Origin of the sequence: Halosimplex rarum (assembly GCF_047715405.1) — an archaeon.
Classification (GTDB): domain Archaea; phylum Halobacteriota; class Halobacteria; order Halobacteriales; family Haloarculaceae; genus Halosimplex; species Halosimplex rarum.
In genome coordinates this window covers 1,402,480-1,422,440 of sequence record NZ_CP180412.1, presented here as the reverse complement: position 1 = coordinate 1,422,440, position 19,961 = coordinate 1,402,480, and the positions used below count along the sequence as shown (strand labels likewise).

General features: G+C 67.4%; 15 protein-coding genes. 9 read left to right on the top strand and 6 right to left on the bottom strand.

The window, feature by feature from the left end; translation table 11 throughout:
• Window positions 1–157 precede the first annotated feature (157 nt).
• The gene (locus ACMGFH_RS06880) at window positions 158–613 is read left to right on the top strand and encodes a hypothetical protein (protein WP_415382149.1); all 456 of its coding nucleotides are present in this window, start codon (window positions 158–160) and stop codon (window positions 611–613) included.
• 73 nt (window positions 614–686) lie between these two features.
• Window positions 687–1,349: a 2,5-diamino-6-(ribosylamino)-4(3H)-pyrimidinone 5'-phosphate reductase gene (locus ACMGFH_RS06875; RefSeq protein ID WP_415382147.1), complete on the top strand. Its 663-nt coding sequence runs from the start codon at window positions 687–689 to the stop codon at window positions 1,347–1,349.
• Window positions 1,350–1,430: 81 nt separating this feature from the next.
• On the opposite strand, the gene ACMGFH_RS06870 is transcribed toward ACMGFH_RS06875, so the two are convergent.
• From ACMGFH_RS06870 to ACMGFH_RS06860, 3 genes are all read right to left on the bottom strand, one after another.
• Entirely contained in the window at window positions 1,431–1,721 is a 291-nt protein-coding gene (locus ACMGFH_RS06870; protein ID WP_415382145.1) for a hypothetical protein, read from the bottom strand.
• 86 nt (window positions 1,722–1,807) lie between these two features.
• Entirely contained in the window at window positions 1,808–2,866 is a 1,059-nt protein-coding gene (locus ACMGFH_RS06865) for an NAD(P)/FAD-dependent oxidoreductase (protein ID WP_415382144.1), read from the bottom strand.
• Window positions 2,867–3,007: 141 nt separating this feature from the next.
• Window positions 3,008–3,712, bottom strand: a complete 705-nt coding sequence (locus ACMGFH_RS06860) for a DUF2270 domain-containing protein (protein ID WP_415382143.1) — start codon at window positions 3,710–3,712, stop codon at window positions 3,008–3,010.
• Window positions 3,713–3,872: 160 nt separating this feature from the next.
• Here ACMGFH_RS06860 and ACMGFH_RS06855 point away from each other — a divergent pair, with 160 nt between their 5' ends.
• The 5 genes from ACMGFH_RS06855 (at window position 3,873) to ACMGFH_RS06835 (ending at window position 11,089) form a co-directional block, all read left to right on the top strand.
• Window positions 3,873–4,157: a DUF357 domain-containing protein gene (locus ACMGFH_RS06855; protein ID WP_415382142.1), complete on the top strand. Its 285-nt coding sequence runs from the start codon at window positions 3,873–3,875 to the stop codon at window positions 4,155–4,157.
• A gap of 132 nt (window positions 4,158–4,289) precedes the next feature.
• Window positions 4,290–5,921 carry a type II/IV secretion system ATPase subunit gene (locus ACMGFH_RS06850; protein ID WP_415382141.1) on the top strand — a complete coding sequence of 544 codons (1,632 nt, stop codon included), beginning with the start codon at window positions 4,290–4,292 and terminating at the stop codon, window positions 5,919–5,921.
• Entirely contained in the window at window positions 5,918–8,452 is a 2,535-nt protein-coding gene (locus ACMGFH_RS06845) for a type II secretion system F family protein (RefSeq protein ID WP_415382139.1), read from the top strand. Before ACMGFH_RS06850 ends, ACMGFH_RS06845 begins: the two co-directional genes overlap by 4 nt.
• 27 nt (window positions 8,453–8,479) lie before the next feature.
• Complete coding sequence (ligA, locus tag ACMGFH_RS06840) at window positions 8,480–10,198, top strand: ATP-dependent DNA ligase LigA (RefSeq protein ID WP_415382137.1); 1,719 nt, start codon at window positions 8,480–8,482, stop codon at window positions 10,196–10,198.
• Between the two features lie 144 nt (window positions 10,199–10,342).
• Window positions 10,343–11,089: an MBL fold metallo-hydrolase gene (locus ACMGFH_RS06835; protein ID WP_415382136.1), complete on the top strand. Its 747-nt coding sequence runs from the start codon at window positions 10,343–10,345 to the stop codon at window positions 11,087–11,089.
• 19 nt (window positions 11,090–11,108) lie between these two features.
• Here the strand turns inward: ACMGFH_RS06835 and ACMGFH_RS06830 are convergent, their stop codons facing one another.
• The 3 genes from ACMGFH_RS06830 to ACMGFH_RS06820 all read right to left on the bottom strand — a co-directional run bounded on the left by ACMGFH_RS06830 (window position 11,109) and on the right by ACMGFH_RS06820 (window position 15,125).
• Window positions 11,109–11,534, bottom strand: a complete 426-nt coding sequence (locus ACMGFH_RS06830) for a type IV pilin (RefSeq protein ID WP_415382134.1) — start codon at window positions 11,532–11,534, stop codon at window positions 11,109–11,111.
• A 73-nt stretch (window positions 11,535–11,607) separates the two neighbouring features.
• Entirely contained in the window at window positions 11,608–12,699 is a 1,092-nt protein-coding gene (locus ACMGFH_RS06825) for a DNA topoisomerase IV subunit A (RefSeq protein WP_415382133.1), read from the bottom strand.
• 2 nt (window positions 12,700–12,701) lie between these two features.
• Window positions 12,702–15,125 (bottom strand): DNA topoisomerase VI subunit B, encoded by a 2,424-nt coding sequence (locus ACMGFH_RS06820; protein ID WP_415382132.1) that lies wholly within the window; start codon window positions 15,123–15,125, stop codon window positions 12,702–12,704.
• A 264-nt stretch (window positions 15,126–15,389) separates the two neighbouring features.
• On the opposite strand from ACMGFH_RS06820, the gene gyrB reads away from it, so the two are divergent.
• Both gyrB and gyrA read left to right on the top strand, forming a co-directional pair.
• Window positions 15,390–17,309, top strand: a complete 1,920-nt coding sequence (gyrB, locus tag ACMGFH_RS06815; protein WP_415382130.1) for a DNA topoisomerase (ATP-hydrolyzing) subunit B — start codon at window positions 15,390–15,392, stop codon at window positions 17,307–17,309.
• A 76-nt stretch (window positions 17,310–17,385) separates the two neighbouring features.
• Window positions 17,386–19,959 carry a DNA gyrase subunit A gene (gene gyrA / locus ACMGFH_RS06810; RefSeq protein ID WP_415382128.1) on the top strand — a complete coding sequence of 858 codons (2,574 nt, stop codon included), beginning with the start codon at window positions 17,386–17,388 and terminating at the stop codon, window positions 19,957–19,959.
• The last annotated feature ends 2 nt before the right edge of the window (window positions 19,960–19,961 follow it).

Sequence of the window (19,961 nt, the reverse complement as noted above, 5' to 3'; positions counted from 1 at the left end):
CGTTCGGCTGGGGTCGGTAAAAATCGTTCCCGTCGGTCGACGGCGAGCACTCGGGCACGGAACGGCGGACCGGCAGTCGTCGGACGCGGGCACCGTCGTGTCAGTTGGGAACCCGGTCGAGGCAGGCTTTTGGTCGTCCACGTTCGATGTGCGTCGCATGGAACCCCCGTCGTTCAGGGGCAAGCCGTCGGAGAGCCACGTCGTCTGGCGGCGGTCCGGCGCCGAGGAGACGGTCCCGAAGCGCTTCGACGAGCAGGAACTGCGCGCCTGGTGTTCGGCCCACGGGTTCGACTTCGAGACCGACAAGCGCGTCGACCACGGTCGCGCCGAGGAGCCGCGAGAGCAGTACCGGACGGTGTTCGCCTGGGCCGACGAGGAGAGCGAGTCGTTCGGCCTCGGCGACGACGAGTGGGAGATCGAGACCCAGGAGACACCGCGAACGTTCCTGGAGATCGACGGCAAGGGACAGGCCCGCCTCAAGACCTGGACCGAGGAGTACGTCTTCGACGTCGAGGAGCTGTGGCTCGATGGGCGCTCGTTCGTGTTCCGGGCGGCGGCGATCGACGGCGCGAAGCGACTCGACACGCGCAAACTCACCGAGCCGCCGGAGTGAGACCCTCGGACCGAGGCCCGGGGTGAGACCGGGGACCGAAAGCGGTATTCCGCGGAGCGCGCTTCTCCCCCCTATGCACGTCGTCGTCAACGCCGCGATGAGCGCCGACGGGAAACTCTCGACGCGTGAACGGGAACAGGTCGCGATCAGCGGTCCCGCCGACTTCGACCGCGTCGACGCCCTCCGCGCCGAGAGCGACGCCGTCATGGTCGGCGTCGGGACAGTACTGGCCGACGACCCGTCGCTGACCGTCGACGACGACGCCCGGCGGGAGCGCCGTCGGGAGGGCGGCAAGCCCGAGAACCCGGCCCGCATCGTCGCCGACTCCCGGATCCGAACGCCGACGGACGCCCGAGTCCTCGACGACCGGGCGGAGACGTACCTCCTGACCAGCGAGGCCGCCCCGCAGGACTTCGTCGCCGAGATCACCGACGCCGGCGCCGAGGTTATCTCGACCGGCGACCAGCGGGTGGACCTCCCCGCCGCGCTGGCGGAACTGGAGTCGCGGGGGATCGACCGGCTGATGGTCGAAGGCGGCGGCGAGATCATCTTCTCGCTGTTCGAGGCGGAGCTGGTCGACGAACTCTCTGTGTACGTCGGCCCGACCGTCATCGGCGGCTGGAAGGCGCCGACGCTGGCCGACGGCGACGGGTTCGTCGACGACTTCCCCGAACTCTCGCTCCGCGACGTCGAGGGCATCGACGACGGCGTCCTGATCCGCTGGGACGTCTGTTGACGGTACCGGCGGCGGTCCGAACGCTGTCGAGCGGGCCCGGCGTCGAGAAACCGCGAAACTGCCTGTACTGGTGCGGCTACGTCAGTGAGAGTGGCCGGTGAGTTCCGCGAACGAGCGGCCGAAGCGCTCCTCGAACAGGTCGAGCGTCAGTTCCTCGGTGTCGGCGATCTTGTCGTCGACGTCGCCCTCGCTGTGGTGGACGGCGCCGTGGATGCGCTGTGCGAGACCGAACATCGCGATGTCGCCGACGACCTCCGGCGCCGTCTCGTCGCCCTCGGCGAGGAGGTCGAGCAGTTCGGTCGGGACGACGAGTTCGTCCGTCGCACCGTCTTCCGATTCGAGCGTCAGCGTCACCGTCTCGGCGTCTGCCATGGTCTCCGTAGGGACAGCCCCCATATGGGTCTGGTGGATGCGTGTGCGAGCGACGGCGAGTGAAATCCGGAGAAGGCGGTGGAGCGTCAGTCGTCCGCTTCCGCCGCGGCTTCCGCTTCGCCCTCGGCGGGCGCCTCGCGTTCGAGGTAGTCGTCGGCGTCCATGGCGGCCTTGCAGCCCATGCCGCCGGCGGTGATCGCCTGCTGGTAGTGGTGGTCGACCACGTCGCCGGCGGCGAACAGCCCCTCGACGCCGGTCGCGGTCTGATTCGCGCCCTCACCGCCGCCGCGGCTGCCCTGGGTCATCACGTAGCCCTCCGGGTCCAGGTCGACGCCGGTGTCCTGGAGGTAGTCGGTGTTGGGCGTGTGACCGATGGCGACGAAGACGGCACCCACGTCGAAGTCGAACTCCTCGGTCTCGGGGTCGTCGAGGGTGTCCTTGGGGTAGCCCGACTCGTTGCGCGCGAGCGTGACGTGGTCGACGCCGCCCTCCTGGGAGCCGTGGACTTCCAGCAGCTCGGTGTTGCGCATGATCTCCACGTCGCCGTCCTCGACCTTGTCCATCAGGCGGTCGATCCAGTAGTCCTCGGCGCGGAACTCCTCGCGACGGTGGGCCAGGTAGACCGTGTCAGCGAAGCGCGTGAGGAAGTCGGCCTCCTCGAAGGCGGCGTCGCCACCACCGACGACGAGCATATCCTCGCCGCGGAAGAACGCGCCGTCGCACGTGGCGCACGTCGAGACGCCGAAGCCCATGAGGTCGTCCTCCCCGGGGACGCCGAGGGTGCGCGCGCTCGCACCGCTCGCGGCGATGAAGGCGTCGGTCGTGTACGTGTCGCCGGTGTTGAGTTCCACCTCGAAGGGCCGAACGTCGTCGTCGACGTCCTCGACGATGCCGTGGGTGATCTCCGCGCCGAACTGTTTGGCCTGCTCTTTCATGTTGTTCACCAGTTCGGTCCCCCCGACGCCGTCGGGGAAGCCGGGGTAGTTCTCGACGTCGGTCGTCAGCGTGAGCTGTCCGCCCGGCTCGTCCCCTTCGAGGACGAGCGGCTTGAGGTTCGACCGCGCCGCGTAGATGGCGGCTGTCAACCCTGCGATGCCCGAACCCGCGATGATCAGCCGTCGGTGGTCGGCCGGCTCGGAAGTCATTGCTATACGGTAATGGAGTATCCCGTATGTAGATTGCGCTGTCGCGGCGACCGGTCGGGACGGGCGGGTACGTCGCCGGACGCGCCCGATCCGCTGCGACGCGTGCTCGTTCACCGCCGCGCTCGTCCCCGCGCCCCCCGATCAGTCCTCTTTCCACTCGCCCACTCGCTCGCCGTAAATTTCGCCTTTGGCCTGGCGTTCGGTCGGCCAGACCGCGAGAGCGACGATCGCGAGATAGACCACCCCGAGTACGCCCGCGACGACGACACCGGGGACGCCCGGGAGTTCGGCCGCCTCGGTCCACTGGCGCTCCGGCGTGAATAGCGTGACCTTCGCGACCCACGCGACGCCGACGACGACGAACAGCAGGCCGTAGATCCGACGGAGCCGTCGCGAGAGCGCTTCGAGGAGGGAGACCTTGAACGTCGGGTAGCGGAGGTCCCGGCCCAGCTCCTCGCGCCACTTGGAGTGTTCCGCGCCCTCCGGCGAGAGCGCGTTGGCGAAGACGTTCTCCTGGACGATCCGGACCCGCGACCGGTACATGTCGTAGAAGCGGTAGCGGCGCACCTCGTAGGAGAGGAAGGCGGCGAGCGCCCCGACGGCGATGAGCAACAGGTACGCCGGCATCGCCGGTGCGGAGAACACGAGCGACAACAGCGCCGCCAGGAGGGTTATCGCCCAGTTCGTCGTGCGGTCGATCCGGTCCTGGGCGCTGTTGGCCTGACTCACCTCGCCCCGGTAGAAGTGCGGGAGTATCTCGAGAAGCGCGTCGCTGTCGCCGGCGATGTCCGCAGCGAACTCCTCGTCGCCGCGGTCGAGTCGGCTGTCGCTGAGATCCTCGTCCATGCCTCCCGTTCGTCCTCGACGACCAATACACCCGCAGAGAACGTGACCAACCGGCCAGTACCCCGAAGCCGGTCGATTCGCCGTGCGGGACCGACGCGCAACCGACCGCCGCAGACCGACGACAGAACGCTTAGGAGCGCGCCCCCACTCCACTCCGAACATGCCCGCCGACCTGGAAGAGAAGACCGACCGCTACGAGGGGTTGCTCGCCGAGGCGCTGGACGCCGCCGAGGTCGCACCGCCGGAGGGGACGCCCATGGCCGATGCCGCCGCCGAGTGCGAGGAGATGGCCCGCTCGTACCTCGAAGACGGCCGCCACTTCCGCGACGACGGCGACCCCGTGAACGCCCTCGCCTCGTTCTCCTACGGCCACGCCTGGCTCGACGCCGGCGCGCGCATCGGCCTGTTCGACGTGCCCGAAGAGGGCCATCTGTTCACGGTGTAACGGCCGCGGAGCCGCGGCCCGGAGGCGGGATCGGCGATCAGTCGCTTCGCCAGTTTCATCCGTGATTACTGGGGGTTCGAGTTTAAGTGAGTCGCCGGGATACCTCGGGTAACACGCGGTCACGGACCTCTCATGTCACGCGAAGCCAGCGACGGGACGGGAGCGGGCGGCGGTCGCCTCGACGCCTTCCAGCAGTGGCTCACCCGGGCGGCCACGGCCCTCACCGGCACCCGCATCCACGTCCCGAACTACGACCCCGCACGCCACGGGCGACTCGTTGCCGACCCCACGGCCACCGGCGAGCGGGAGATCGAACGCTACTGGCTCAACGCGCCCTTCGCCTACGCGACGATCAGCTACGACGACGAGGAGAACGAACACCGCTATCGGGTCGTCGAACCGTCGCTCGACGAGACCGAACTCGACCTGCTGGAACGGGTCTTCGAGGACGTCCGCGACCCGCTGATATACCGCGACGAGGTGAGCGCCGACCCGGCCGAGGCGCTCCGCGAGGAACTGCGCCGGCGCCTCGAAGAGTACGGCGTCGACGTGGCGACGGAGACGTTCTACCGGCTGTTCTACTACCTCCACCGGTCGTTTCTCGGCTACGGCAAGCTCGACCCGATCATGCACGACTCGCGCGTCGAGGACATCTCCTGCGACGGCGCGTCGCTGCCGGTGTTCGTCTATCACGAGGAGTACACTGACGTCGAGACGAACGTCGTCTTCGACAGGGACGCGTTGGACGACTTCGTCGTCCAGCTCGCCCAGCGCTCGGGCCGGCACGTCAGCGTCAGCGACCCGGTCGTCTCGACGACGCTGCCGGACGGCTCGCGGATCGAACTCGCGCTGGGCGACGAGGTGACGCCGCGCGGGTCGGCGTTCACCGTCCGGAAGTACGCCGACGAGCCGATGACGCCGGTGGACCTCATGGACTACGGTACCTACGACGACCGGATGCTCGCCTTCCTCTGGCTGTGCATCGAGAACAACAAGAGCCTCATCTTCGCCGGCGGGACGGCCGCCGGGAAGACCACCTCGATGAACGCCGTCTCGATGTTCATCCCGCCGCGCTCGAAGGTGATCACCATCGAGGACACTCGCGAGCTGTCCCTGTACCACGAGAACTGGCTGTCGTCGGTCACCCGCGAGCGCATGGGCGACGGCGACATCACGATGTACGACCTGCTGCGGTCGTCGCTGCGCCATCGCCCGGAGTACATCGTCGTCGGCGAGGTCCGCGGCGAGGAGGCGATCACCCTCTTCCAGGCGATGAACACCGGGCACACGACGTTCTCGACGCTGCACGCCGACTCCGTCCAGACGGTCATCAACCGCCTCGAGAACGAGCCGATCAACGTCCCGCGGCCGATGGTCCAGTCGCTCGACGTCCTGAGCGTCCAGGTGTTGACCCGCTCCGGCGACCAGCGGGTCCGCCGCGCCAAGACTGTCTCCGAGATCGAGGGCATCGACCAGCGGACGGGCGAACTCGACTACTCCAACACCTACTCGTGGGACGGCACCTCCGACACGTTCACGCGGAACAACAGCGAACTCCTAGAGGAGATCCGACAGGAACAGGGCTGGACGCGCGCCGAACTGATGCGCGAGTTCCGGAACCGCCGGCGTTTCCTCGCGTACCTGCAGGACAGCGGCATCTCCGATTTCCGGCGGTTCACCGCGATGGTCAACAAGTACTACGCGGACCCCGGCGAGGTCGTCGACATGATAGACGACGCCGCGGTGTCCGTCGGCGACTCATGAGGGCGCTCGTCGGCCTCGTGCCGCTGCTTTTCGGCCTCGGGCTCGTCGCGCTCGTTCCGCTCGTTCCGTTGCATCGGGGGCTGCGAGCGCTGTCGGCACGAGTCGCGCGCCGGTACTTCGCCCGATACGTCACCGAGGAGGCGCCGGACCGACGCCGCAGGCTCAGGGAGGCCTACGTCGACCAGACGTATCGCACGTACGCCGCCGAGACGTACCTCGTCACCGCGGTTTCGGCCGTGGCCGGCGCCGTCGTCGGGGTCTACCTCACCGGCGGGGCGCTGTTGATACTGCCAGCGGTCGGTGAGTTCATCAACCAGCTCCCGAACGCGATGGCGAACGCCCTCGGGCGACCGGCACTCGAACCGGAACTCACGCCGAAGCAGGTGCTCGCGGTCCTGACCGGCGGCGGCGCGCTGACGGGGCTCGGCGCCGCGGCCTCGGCGTACTGGTACCGATGGGAGCGCCCGCGCAGCCACGCCGAGGTGCGCCGGCGCGGAATCAACGAGGGGCTCCCGCGGACGGTCGCGTTCGTCTACGCGCTCTCACGGGGCGGGATGGCGATGCCCGAGGTGATGCGGACGCTGGCGCGCAATCGCGCCGTCTACGGCCACGGCGCCGACGAGATTTCGGTCGCCGTCCGGCAGATGGATCTCTTCGGTCGCGACATCATCACGGCCGTCCGACACGTCACGAAGCGGACGCCCAGCGAGGAGTTCAAGACGTTCGGCGAGAACCTCGCGAGCGTCCTCCAGAGCGGGCAGAATCTGCCCGGGTTCCTGCGCGAGCAGTACGACCGCTACCAGGAGGAGGCCGTCGACCGCCAGGAGGACGTACTCGAACTGCTGGCGACCATCGCCGAGGCGTACGTCACCGTCCTCGTCGCCGGGACGCTCTTCTTGATGACGATCCTGCTCGTCTTCGGGCTGACGACGACCCAGACGATCAACTTCCTACGGCTGCTCGCGTACGTGATGATCCCGCTGGCGAACCTGCTGTTCGTGGTCTACCTTTCGGGGAAGCTCGACCTCCTCGGCGTCGGCGGCGGGGCCAAAACCGCCGGGCTCGCCGAGTCGATCCGCGGCCACTCGGGGCTTCCCGACCAGACGTCGAAGTGGGACGACGGCCGCGACGCGAAGTCGGACGGCGACCGCGACGCGAAGCGAGGCACCGACCGACAGGCGACCGACGGCGGGTACGCGACGGCGGCGACCGACCGGCGGCAACTCGCCGCATACGACGCCCTCGAACGGGTCCGCGTCTTCGTCGACAGACCGATGCGGACCCTGCTCGGGCGGCCGACCGCAATCCTCTACGTGACTGTCCCGCTCGCGCTGCTGTCCGTCGTCCTGCGCGCGCCGGGACTGCTGGTCGGCGACGTACAGGTCCGCGCGCTCGACGACGTCCTGATCCAGGCGCTGCTGGTGGTCGTCGGCTCGTTCGCGGTCGTCTGGGAGTACTACTCCCGACGGATCAGGCGGATGGAGACGGCGCTGCCCGAACTGCTCGACCGGCTCGCGAGCCTCAACGAGGCGGGCATGTCCGTCGTCGAGGGGCTCGAACGCGTCCGCGAGAGCGACCTGGGCGTCCTCTCCGTCGAGGTCGACCGGATCCACAGGGACATCACCTACGGCGCGAACGTCGACGACGCGCTGCGGCGGTTCGGCCTGCGCGTTCGGACCACGGCGACGACGCGGGTCGTCACGCTGCTGACGAACGCGCTCCGGGCGAGCGGGAACCTCGGCCCGGTCCTCCGGATCGCCGGCCAGCAGGCGGCGGCGGAGCTGAAACTCCGGCGCAAGCGGCGCCAGCAGATGTTCACCTACCTCGTCGTCATCTACGTCTCGTTCGTGGTGTTCCTGGTCATCATCGTCGCCGTCCAGGAAGTGCTCGTCCCGAGTCTCCCGAACAACGTCCCGACGCCGGAGAACACGAACCGCATGGCCATCGATGTCGAGGCGTTCGCCCGCTTCGGACAGGTGAACAAGGCCGCCTACACGCTCGTCTTCTTCCACACCGCTATCGTCCAGGCGGTCCTCTCCGGGTTCGTCGCCGGACAGCTGGGCGAGGGGTCGCTCAAGGACGGGGCGAAACACGCCGCGGTCATGCTCGCCGTCGCCTACGGCGCGTTCGTGCTCCTCTCCTCGCCCGTCGCGCAGGTGACCTTCTCCGACCAGACGATGACGGGCGACGCCGTCACGATAGACTCCGTTTCGCTGTCCGAGGGGGGATACGTCACGATCCGATCGAAGACAGCCGACGGGGAAATCGTCGGCCACAGCGAGTACATCGCGCCCGGCGACGACCGCGACGTCCGGATACGTCTCGAATCGACGTACAGCGACGAGATGGAACTGTACGCGGTCCCGCACCTCGACACCGACGGGGACGAGCGGTTCGGGTACACCGGCGGGTCCGTCGACCGCACGTATCCGACCGAGCGCACCCGTATCTACGACGTGGCGCAGGTCGAGCAGAGCGACAGCAAGCGGGGAAGCGTCGGTTCCGTGCGGCGGCGGTCCGTCGGGTTTTAGGCGGATGGCCGACCTACCGACGCGGCGATGGAACTGGCCGCCTTCGCCGAGCGGGCCCGAGCGATCGAAGCCGAGAGCGCCGACAGCGCGGTCCGCGAGCGCGTGACCGACCTGTTCGAGGCGGCGGGCGCGGACCTGCCCGTCGTCGCCCGGTACGTGCAGGGCCGGGTGTTCCCCGCCCACGTCTCGACGAAACTCGACATCGGCCCCGCGCTGTGCTACGAGGCCATCGCGAAGGCCGCCGGGCGAAACGTCTCCGCCGACGACGTGGAAGGCCGCGTCGCCGAGATGGGCGACGTGGGCGAGGTGGCTGCAAGCTACGACTTCGGCGGCCAGCAGGGGCTCGGCGCGTTCGGTGCGGGCAGTTGCGGTGACGGCGGGAGTTCGGGCGAGGGATCGGCCGGACTGACCGTGGCCGAGGTCGACGACGAACTCCGTGACCTCGCCGCGACCGAGGGCGCCGGGAGCCAGGATACGAAACGCGACATCCTCTTCGGGCTGTTCAACCGTGCCGACGGGGACGAGGCACGCTATCTCGCGCGCCTCGTGCTCGCCGAGATGCGGATCGGCGTCGGCGAGGGAACCGTCCGCGACGCGGTCGCGGCGGCGTTCGACGTCCCGGTCGACGCGGTCGAGCGCGCGTTGCAGGTCACCAACGACTACGGCGAAGTCGCGGTCGTCGCCCGCGACGAGGGCGTCGACGGCCTCGACGCGCTCGGACTTGAAATCGGCAGGCCGGTCGGCGCGATGCTCGCCCAGGCCGGGACCGTCACCGAGGCGCTGGACGAGTGGGACGAAGCCGCCGTCGAGTGGAAGTACGACGGGGCGCGCGTTCAGGTGCACCACAACCCCGCGGAAGCGGACACCGGAGGCGGCGAACCGGTCACCCGGCTGTTCTCCCGGAACATGGAGAACGTGACCGACCCGCTCCCGGAGGTCGTCGAGTTCGTCGACGACGCCGTGGACGTCCCGGCGATCCTTGACGGGGAGGTCGTCGCCGTCGCCGACGACGGCTCACCGCTGCCGTTCCAGGAAGTCCTGCGGCGCTTCCGCCGGAAACACGACGTGGCGAAGGCCCGTGAGGACGTGACTGTCGAGTTCAGGGCGTTCGACTGTCTGCACGCCGAGGGCGACGACCTGCTCGACGAACCCCTCGTCGACCGCCACGACCGACTCGAAGCCGTCCTCGGCGAGGACGGCGCCGAGGCCCTCTCCGCACTCGTACTGTCGGACGACCCGGACGAGATCGCCGACATCGAGGCCGAGTCGCTCGGCGCCGGCCACGAGGGGATCATGCTCAAGAACCCCGGGTCGACCTACACGCCCGGTCGCCGCGGGAAGAACTGGCTGAAGCGAAAGCCCGACGTCGAGACGCTCGATCTCGCGGTCACCGGCGCCGAGTGGGGCGAGGGCCGGCGCGCGGAACTGCTCGGGACCTTCCTGCTCTCGGCGCGGACCGACGACGGGTTCGAGACGCTCGGCAAGGTCGCGACCGGGATCACCGACGAGGAACTCGAAGCCCTGACGGAACTGCTGGAGCCGCACGTCCTGTCCGAGAACGGCACCGACGTGGACATCGACCCTGCCGTCGTCTTCGAGGTCGGCTACGAAGAGATCCAGGCCTCGCCCACCTACTCCTCCGGGTACGCTCTCCGATTCCCGCGATTCCTGGGCGTCCGCGAGGACAAGGACCCCGGCGACGCGGACCCGCTGGAGCGCGTCGAGCGACTGGCCGAGCGGCAGTGACTGAGCGGCAGTGACCGAGCAGTAGTAACCGAGCGGCGGATCGACAGCAGCGGCGGACTGCTGGCCGACCGGCAGCGATCGACGGTATCGGAAGCGAGTACCCAGAGGCGAAGCCTTTTCGCCGTCACACCGGAACTGCGTAGTATGACAGTCCGACACGACGGCCTGACGGTCGACTGGCTCGGCTACGCGACCCTGCGCATCGAGGGCGACGACACCGTCGTCTACTTCGACCCCGGCCGATACGGCACGCTGACTGGCGAGTGGGAACCCGACACGCCCGGCGTCGGTCACCCGCCCGCACAGGACTACGACGCACGGGACGGCGACGTCGTCTGCGTCACCCACATCCACCACTACGACAGCGACGGCGTCGAGCGCGTCGCCAAGGACGACGCGACGGTCGTCGCCTTCGAAGGCATCGACGTGACCGACAGCGACCGCGACCTGACGCCGATAGACGAACTCCCCTACGAGGTCGTCGAGGTCGGCATGGAGGACGAACTCGTCGTCGACGGCGTCCCGATCATGACGGTGCCCGCTTACAACGACCCCGACGGGAAGAACGTGAACCCGGACGGCACGCCGATCCACCCCGAGGGAATCGGCTGCGGCTTCGTCGCCTCCGTCGACGAGACGAACGTCTTCTGGACCGGCGACTCGGACGCGCTCGACGGCCACGAGGAACTCGACGCTTCCCTGTTCGTGCCCTCGATCTCCCAGTCGTACACGATGGACCGCCACGACGCCGCCGACCTCGCCGAGGCGATGGATCCCGATCTCGTTCTCCCGATCCACTACAACACCTTCGAGGCGTTAGAGGGCGACAGCGGAGCGTTCGCCGAGGACGTCGCCAAACGGGGCGTGCCCGTCGTGCTGGACGAGCGATAGTCCCCGAATCACCGGCGATTCACGCCGCGCCGACCTGGGTCCTGATCAACACAGCCGTCTCGTCTCCGTCCCGCCACTCGACCGCGATTTCGTCTCCCGATTGCACGTCTGAGATTTCGATCTCGTCGCCGGTGGTCACTGGGTCCGATGATTCAGTGAGGTCCGCCCACGTCCCTCGCTCCTCGCCGTCGACGAGGATGACGAGATTCGACGAGTCGATACTGTCGCCAGCTTCGTGAGTGACCGTCGCTCCGTCAGCCGTCGCATCGACGCCGAACGAAGCGGCAGGCTCCACTGCCCCCTGTTCCGCGCCCAGTCCCAGGACGAACGACCCGACGACCGCCGCCCCGATGACCACCACGGCGCCGAGGACTACCAGCCCGATCCCCACGACCGCGACTATCAGTACCAGATTGTGTCCGTCGTCGTCACCTTCATCCGACATGACACGAGGGGTGGGGGCCCACCTAATAAAAATTACGTAGCAGAACGACCGCTGACGGGGAGGGCGAGCCCGATCAGAGGATGCCCATCTCTTCGAGGCGTTCCGGCAGGTAGGTTTCGGTCACGAAGTCCAGACCGTAGGAGGCCAGGCTCTGCTGTTCGGACTTCTTCCCGATCTCGAGCTGGAGCTCGATCTGCTCTTCCCAGTAGTCGGTCTGGAAGCGGGGGTCCTCCAGTTCGCTCTCCAGCGCGTTGACGTCAGAGTCGCTGAGCGGATCGGTCGGCAGGTCGTACTCGACGATGTCCTCGGGCTGGATGCCGATGTACTGGGCCTCCGGCGTCGCGAGGTACTCCGAGAGGTGCGCGCTCTTGATGGAGCCGTAGGAGACCGATCCGTAGATGCGGTACGACCACGGGTCACCGTCGGCGAAGACCGTGACCGGCAGGTCGAGTTCGTCGTGGAGTCGCTTCGTGATCCGCCGGGTCGCCCGCGCGGGCTGGCCGCCGAGGTGGACGACCAGCGCGTCGTACTCGTCGTCGAAGCCGTTCTCGACGAGTCGGTCGCGCATACCACCGGTCTCCACGCAGAGGACGAACTCCGCGTCGTTGTCGAGGAACTCGATGGTGTCGGGGTTGTTCGGGATCTGGTAGCCGCCCTGGCCGACGTCGTCCTGACAGTGGATCTCCCGGTCGCCGCGGTTGGTCTGCTCGCGGAGGAGCAGCGGCCCCATTATCTTCGCACCCGACTCCTCCGGGCGCATGTGGAAGTCCTCGCGCTTGACCTCGGAGACGATCTCCAGGTCCTCGATGAGGTTGTTCGACTCGTCCTGCGTGTTGAACTGGGCCTCGTCGAGGTCCCAGGACTCGCTCAGGTAGTAGAGCTCACGCAGGGTGGACGAGCGATCCTCGTCGAGCTGGTCGGCGAGGAAGTCGATGGTGTAGGTCGCCTTGAGCAGTTTCTCGGCGCCGGAGATCGTCTTGGCCGTACGCGTGCTCTCGCGGTCGCCGTACACCCAGACGTTCTTGTCCTCGTCGTACTCGATGTTGGACTTCGTCCGGGTGGGGATCCGCATCTTCGGCACGTCGCCCTCCTCGAACTGGTCGTAGAACTCCTCGGCCAGGTCGATCAGCTGTTCTCTCGCGTCCGCGTCTGTGTCTGTGCTCATTGTTATGCGTCGATAGTGAGTCGCTCTTCTTCTAGACCCTCGACCGATATCTCGAACTCGGCGTCGTCGCCGACCTCGTACTCCAGCGTGGCCTCGTCGCCGCTCGACACCGACGCCGACCACTTGACGAACCACTCGCCGTCCATCTCGACGACGCTCGCGTCGCCGTTGGCCAGCGCGGGCTCGCTCCCCGCGACGATGTCGGTGATATCCACGTCCGCCGCGCGGTCCGAGTTGTTCTCGATGGTGAGCCGGACCGTGTCGCCGTCGCGTTCGCGCTCGACGAGGACGTTGTTCATGATCCGCGCGAGCGTGTCGTCGATGTCGAGCTCGTCGCTACCGGTCACCTGCGTGAGCTTCTCGGCCATTTCCGGCAGGATGGTCGCGAGCTTGTCCTGCTTCTCGCGACGCTGTTGCATCGAGCGGCGCTTCTTCAGGAACGACTTCAGTTCGCGGGCGGCCTCGCGCATCGCCAGTTCGATCTCGGATTCGAGTTCCGGGACGTTCGCGACGGCGTCCTTCGACTCGCTGGTGAAGGGCACGTTCGTCGAGGCGATGTGGATCATGATGACGACCGGGCCGTTCGGGATGCCCGAGCCGCCGGGCTGGTCGAGGTTGTAGTTGCGCCAGTTGATGTTCTTCACGACGTCAGTCGTCGCGCAGGCGCCCCGCTGGTAGACCAGCGGGACGCGGTTGGCGAAGCGCATCACCTCTGCCTTGCCCTCGGCCTCGACGTCGCCGCCGTAGGCCAGGCCGGCCTCGACGATGAACGGGTCGCCGCCGTGAACGGACGCGTCGCGGGTCGACGCCGAGTAGAAGTCAGCGTCGTACTCCTTGCGCAGGCCCTCCTCGATGAGATCGGCGTTGATGGGCGCGAGACAGTCCGTCGGCGGCGCGATGATGTCCGTCTCGCGCATCGCCTCCAGAAGTTGGCTCGACGTGTCGCGGTCGTCGGCGATCTCCGTCACGTTCGGCGGGTCGTCGGGGACCCGTTCGGCGGACTCCCAGACGATCTCGACGACGTTTTCGCGGGCCGTCTCGCCGAAGGTCGCGTCGTCGTACTCCTCGGTCGCGTCCGCGGCGCGCCGGACGAACTCCCGGATCTCGTCGCGGGTGAAGCGGTGACGCCGGTCGTCGGCGTCGCCGAACTTCGGGGCGAGCCTGTCGGCCAGGCCCTGGATCGTCGCATCGTCCTTCTGCGTGGTCGTCACCTCGTCGATCAGGCCGTAGAGGTCCGACCGGAGGTGGTCGTACTCCCCGCCGTCAGCGTCGCCGACGCCGACAACGGCGTCCCAGCCGGCCTCGACGGCGTTCTCGCGGACGGTCGAGCCGAAGGTCACCTCGTGTTTCGCCTCGATGTCGTCGGCCACGTCGTCGACGAGGGCCGAGAGTTCGTGGTGGGAGACCCGTTCGTAACCGTCCAGCGCGTCGGAGACGCGGTCGGCGAACTCCGCGGTGGCGTCGGCGCCCTTGTTGGCCACGGCGGCGTCGAGGGCGCGGGCCACGTCCGCGTCCTCGTGAGACTCGGGCGGTCGCCACGCCATCTCGCGACCGAAGTGACGGTCGCGGAAGTTGTCGATCACCGAGTCGGAGGTCTTGCCGCCGACGCGGGTGAACTCGCTCTGCAGGAAGCCCGACACCGAGTAGGATTCGGTGGCGTCGAGCATCTTGATGAGCGTCCCGAGTTCGACCCCGTGAGGGTGGGGTCGGATCTCCTCGGTCTCCTCGGGGAGCTGGTCGGTCACCCGCTCGTACTTCATGTGCTCGCTCGGCTCGCGCAGCTCGATGCGGGCGTGGGGGTTGACGACCGCTGTGTGTTTGATGTAGTCGTGGAGCTGGTTGCGGGCGCGCATGTTCGCCTCCATCTCCAGTTCGATGCGCGTGCCGTGCGGGCGCTCCCAGGTGGTCGTCTCCTCGACGTCGATCTCCGGCTCGTTCGTGTCCGTATCGATGATGAGCTCGAAGTACTCGGCGTCGACGCCGCCCTTGGTCCGGGAGGTGATCTTCGCGGGCTTGCCGGAGGTGAGCTGTGAGTACAGCACCGCCGCGGAGATACCGATCCCCTGCTGCCCGCGGTTCTGCTCGCGCTTGTGGAAGCGCGACCCGTAGAGCAGCTTCCCGAAGACCTTGGGGATCTGCTCTTTGGTGATACCGGGGCCGTTGTCCTCAACGATGAGGCGGTAGTAGTCGCCCGCCTCCTGGATCTCGACGTAGATGTCGGGGGCGATGCCGGCCTCCTCGCAGGCGTCCAGTGCGTTGTCGACCGCCTCTTTCACGGCGGTGACGAGTCCTCGGGCTCCGCTGTCGAACCCGAGCATGTGCTTGTTCTTCTCGAAGAACTCGGCGATGGAGATCGACCGCTGGCTCTCGGCCAGCTCCTCGGCGATCCCCTCACCCTCGCCGAGTTGCGACTGATACGATGTCATCCGTGGGACCCCCTACTGCCGGACAGCTTAAAAGGCGTTCGCCGGCAGAGTGAAAGTGAAACCGGGCCACCCCGGCGTCCCCTTGCGGGATGTGACCGCGAGACAGGCGGCCCCAGTGGGCCGTCCGAGACAGGCCGGGCGTCTCGGACCGACGATCGGAACCGAGCGATTTCACCGTTTAGATCGTCTCTCGTCCGTCGGTCTCGCGCTCGCGCGCGTGCGAGAGCTTTAAGGACGGTGGTCTACTACCGGTATACAGATTATATGTCACGGGAGTCTGACGAGTACGGCGCACAGCAGATCCAGGCCCTGGAAGGGCTGGAGGCCGTGCGCAAACGCCCGGCGATGTACATCGGGTCTACGGACGACAGGGGGCTCCACCACCTCGTCTACGAGGTCGTGGACAACTCGATCGACGAAGCGCTCGCGGGATACTGCGACAGTATCTCCGTCACTATCCACGACGACGGGTCGGTCTCCGTCTCCGACGACGGCCGGGGCATCCCGGTCGACACCCACGAGAAGTACGACAAACCGGCCGTCGAGGTCGTGATGACCATTCTCCACGCCGGCGGTAAGTTCGACAACAAGTCCTACCAGGTCTCGGGCGGCCTGCACGGGGTCGGCGTCTCCGTCGTCAACGCCCTCTCCGAGTCGCTGGAGGTCGAGGTCAAGCGCGACGGCGCCGTCTGGCGCGAGTCCTTCGAGAAAGGCCAGCCCATGGGCGGGGGCCTCGAACGCGTCCGCGACATGGACGACGACGAGGAGACGGGCACGACGATCCGCTTCTGGCCGGACAGCGGCATCTTCGAGGCCGACGAGTACGATTACTCGACGCTGGAGTCGCGCCTGCGCGAACTGGCCTTCCTCAACTCCGGCGTGGAGATAACCCTCGCCGACGACCGAGACGGAACGGCCGACACGTTCCGCTACGACGGCGGGATCCGGGAGTTCGTCGAGTACCTCAACGAGACCAAAGAGCCCCTCCACGCGGACACCATCTACTTCGAGGACGAGGAGCAGGACATCCACGTCGAGGTGGCGATGCAGGGCACCAACGAGCTACAGGGGTCCATCCACGCCTTCGCCAACAACATCAACACACGCGAGGGCGGAACCCACCTGACGGGGTTCAAGACCGCGCTGACCCGCATCGTCAACGATTACGCCGAGGAGAACAGCCTGCTCGGCGAGATCGACGGCACCCTCAAGGGCGACGACATCCGCGAGGGGCTGACCGCCGTCATCTCGGTCAAACACCCCGACCCGCAGTTCGAGGGCCAGACGAAGACGAAACTCGGCAACAGCGAGGTCCGCGGGATCGTCGAGTCGACCGTCCACGAGGGGCTCGGGACTTACTTCGAGGAGAATCCCCAGACGGCCGAGGTCATCGTCCAGAAGGCCGTCGAGGCCGCCAAGGCCCGTAAAGCCGCCAAGAAGGCCAAGGAACTGACCCGCCGGAAGTCCGCGCTCGATTCGACGGCGCTGCCCGGGAAGCTCTCGGACTGCCAGACGCGCGACCCCGAGGACGCCGAACTGTTCATCACGGAGGGCGACTCCGCGGGCGGCAGCGCGAAACAGGGTCGCAACCCCGAGTTCCAGGCCATCCTTCCCATCCGCGGGAAGATCCTGAACGTCGAGAAACACCGCCTCGACCGCATCCTGGAGAACAACGAGATCCGGGCGATGATCACGGCAATCGGGACGGGCATCGGCGACGAGTTCGACATCGAAGACGCCCGCTACGAGAAGATCATCCTGATGACCGACGCCGACGTCGACGGCGCGCACATCCGGACGCTGCTGCTGACGTTCTTCTACCGGCACATGCGGCCGCTGCTGGAAGCCGGCTACGTCTACGCCGCGCAACCGCCGCTGTACCGCGTCCGGTACAACGGCAACACGTACGACGCGATGACCGAGGCCGAACGCGACCGGATCGTCGAGGAGAAGTGCAACGGCAACCCGACCCAGGTCCAGCGGTTCAAGGGCCTGGGCGAGATGAACCCACAGCAGCTGTGGGACACGACGATGGACCCCGAACAGCGAATCTTGAAGCAGATGACCATCGAGGACGCCGCCGCGGCGGACAAGATGTTCTCCGTGCTGATGGGCGACGCCGTCGAACCGCGCAAGCAGTTCATCAAGGACCACGCGCCCGAGGCGGAATGGGTGGACATCTGATGACATCCCGCCGGGACCGCCCGGGTCGCGTGCCGACCCCGACTGACACCACCGGAGAAAACACCACGGTGACACAATGAGTTCAGACGTACCCGATACAGACGACGTGACGCCGGCCGCGGAAGTCGACCGCGTCCGCGTCGAGAACGAGATGGAGCAGAGCTACATCGACTACGCGATGAGCGTCATCGCCGGTCGCGCCCTCCCCGACGTCCGCGACGGGCTCAAACCCGTCCACCGGCGCATCCTCTACGCGATGCACGAGATGGGCGTCACGAGCAACACCTCCCACCGGAAGTGTTCCTCGATCGTCGGCGAGACGATGGGTGACTACCATCCGCACGGGGACAGCCCGATCTACGACACGCTCGTCCGGATGGCACAGGACTTCTCGATGCGCTACCCGCTGGTCGACGGGCAGGGCAACTTCGGCTCGATGGACGGCGACCCCGCGGCCGCCATGCGGTACACCGAGGCCCGGATGGCCGACATCGCCGAGGAGATGCTCGCGGACATCGAGAAGGACACCGTCGACTTCCAGTCCAACTACGACGACCGCCTGACCGAGCCCGAGGTCCTGCCCGCGAAGGTCCCCAACCTCCTCGTGAACGGCTCGTCGGGCATCGCCGTCGGGATGTCGACCAACATCCCGCCGCACAACCTCGGCGAGGTGGTCGACGCCGTCGTCCACCTCATCGACAACCCCGGCTGCGACGTGGACGACCTCGTCGACACCCGCGACGAGCGCGGCAACGGCACCGCCGGCCCGATCAAGGGGCCGGACTTCCCGACCGGCGGCACCATCGTCGGTCGCGAGGCCGTCTACTCCGCGTACGCGACCGGCCGCGGTCGCGTCACCGTCCGCGCGAAGTACGAACTCCAGCGCGACGAGGGACGGATCGTCGTCACGGAGATCCCCTTCCAGGAGAACAAGGCGCGGATGGTCGAGCGCATCGCCGAGGACGTCAACGAGGGGAAGATCGAGGGCGTCTCGGACCTGCGCGACGAGTCCGACCGGAACGGCGTCCGCGTCGTCATCGACCTCAAGCGCGGCGCCAACATCGACCTGGTCGAGAACCAGCTGACCAAACACCACCTCGAATCGACCTTCGGCGTCATCAACCTCGCGCTCGTGGACGGTCAGCCCCGGGTCCTGACGCTCAAGGAGACCCTGGAGGAGTACCTCGACCACCGCAAGGAGGTCGTCCGACGGCGCTCGGAGTACGAACTCGCCGAGGCCGAGGACCGCGCACACATCCTCGAAGGCCGGCTGAAGGCCCTCGACCAGGTCGACGCGGTCGTCGACCTCATCCGCAACAGCGAGGACCGCGACCAGGCCAAAGCCGCGCTCCGCGGCGAAGTCGATCTCGGCGAGCTGGACGCCGAGTTCGAGCACCTCGACGCCCAGACGGCCTTCGACTTCTCGGGCGACCAGGCCGACCACATCGTCCGGATGCAGCTCGGTTCGCTCACCTCGATGGAGTCCGCCGAGATCGAGAGCGAGTACGAGGACCTCCAGGACGAGATCGAGCGCCTGAACACGATCCTCGAAGACGAGTCAGAGCTCCTGGCGGTCATCAAAGAGGAGCTCCAGGCGATCAAAGACGAGTACGACGACGAGCGCCGGACGAACTTCGTCCAGAGCGACGAGATCACCAACGAGGACCTCATCCCCGAGGAGGACGTCGCCGTCGTCATCACCGAGGACGACTACATCAAGCGGATGCCCATCGACCGCTTCGACCCGCAGGGTCGCGGCGGCAAGGGCATCATCGGCGCCGACCCCAAGGAAGGGGATCGGGTCTCGAAGGTCTTCCGGGCCAACACCCACGACTACCTGCTCTGTTTCACCAATCAGGGCCAGGTCTACAAACTGAAGACATACGAGATCCCGGAGATGAGCCGGACGGCCCGCGGGAAGTCGGCCGTCAACCTCATCGACTTCGACGACGGCGAGGAGATCACCGCCGTCGTCAACACCGACGAGTTCGAGCCCGAGGAGTCCATCGCGATGGTGACCCGCAACGGCTACGTCAAGCGCACCAACGCGGAGGACTTCGAGAACATCCTCTCGACGGGCATCATCGCCGCAGACCTCGAGGAGGGCGACGAACTCGTCGACGTGGAGGTCACCGACAGGACGAAGGACCTGATCATCGCCACGGAACAGGGGATGACGATCCGCTTCGACGAGAGCGAGGCCCGCGAGATGGGCCGCAACGCCCGCGGCGTCGGCGGGATCGAACTGCAGGGCGACGACCGCGTCGCCGGCATGGTCGCGGCCGACGAGGACGACGACCGGTGCCTGCTGACCGTCACCCGCAACGGGTACGGCAAGCGGACGCCCCTCTCGGAGTACCGCCGTCAGTCCCGATACGGGAAGGGCCTCATCGACATCAAGACCGACGAGCGCAACGGCCCGGTCAGCACGGTCAAGGCCGTCGCCGACGACGACCACCTCCTCATCATGAGCGAGGCCGGCCAGATCATGCGGATCCGCGCCGGCGACGTGAGCGAGGTCGGCCGGAACACGAAAGGTGTGGTCGTGATGCGCGTCGAAGACGGCGACCAGGTCGCGACGGTCGACGTGATCCCGGCGTCCGTCGAGGAGGTTGACGCGGACGCGGACGCCGACGAAGACGAAGCGTAGTC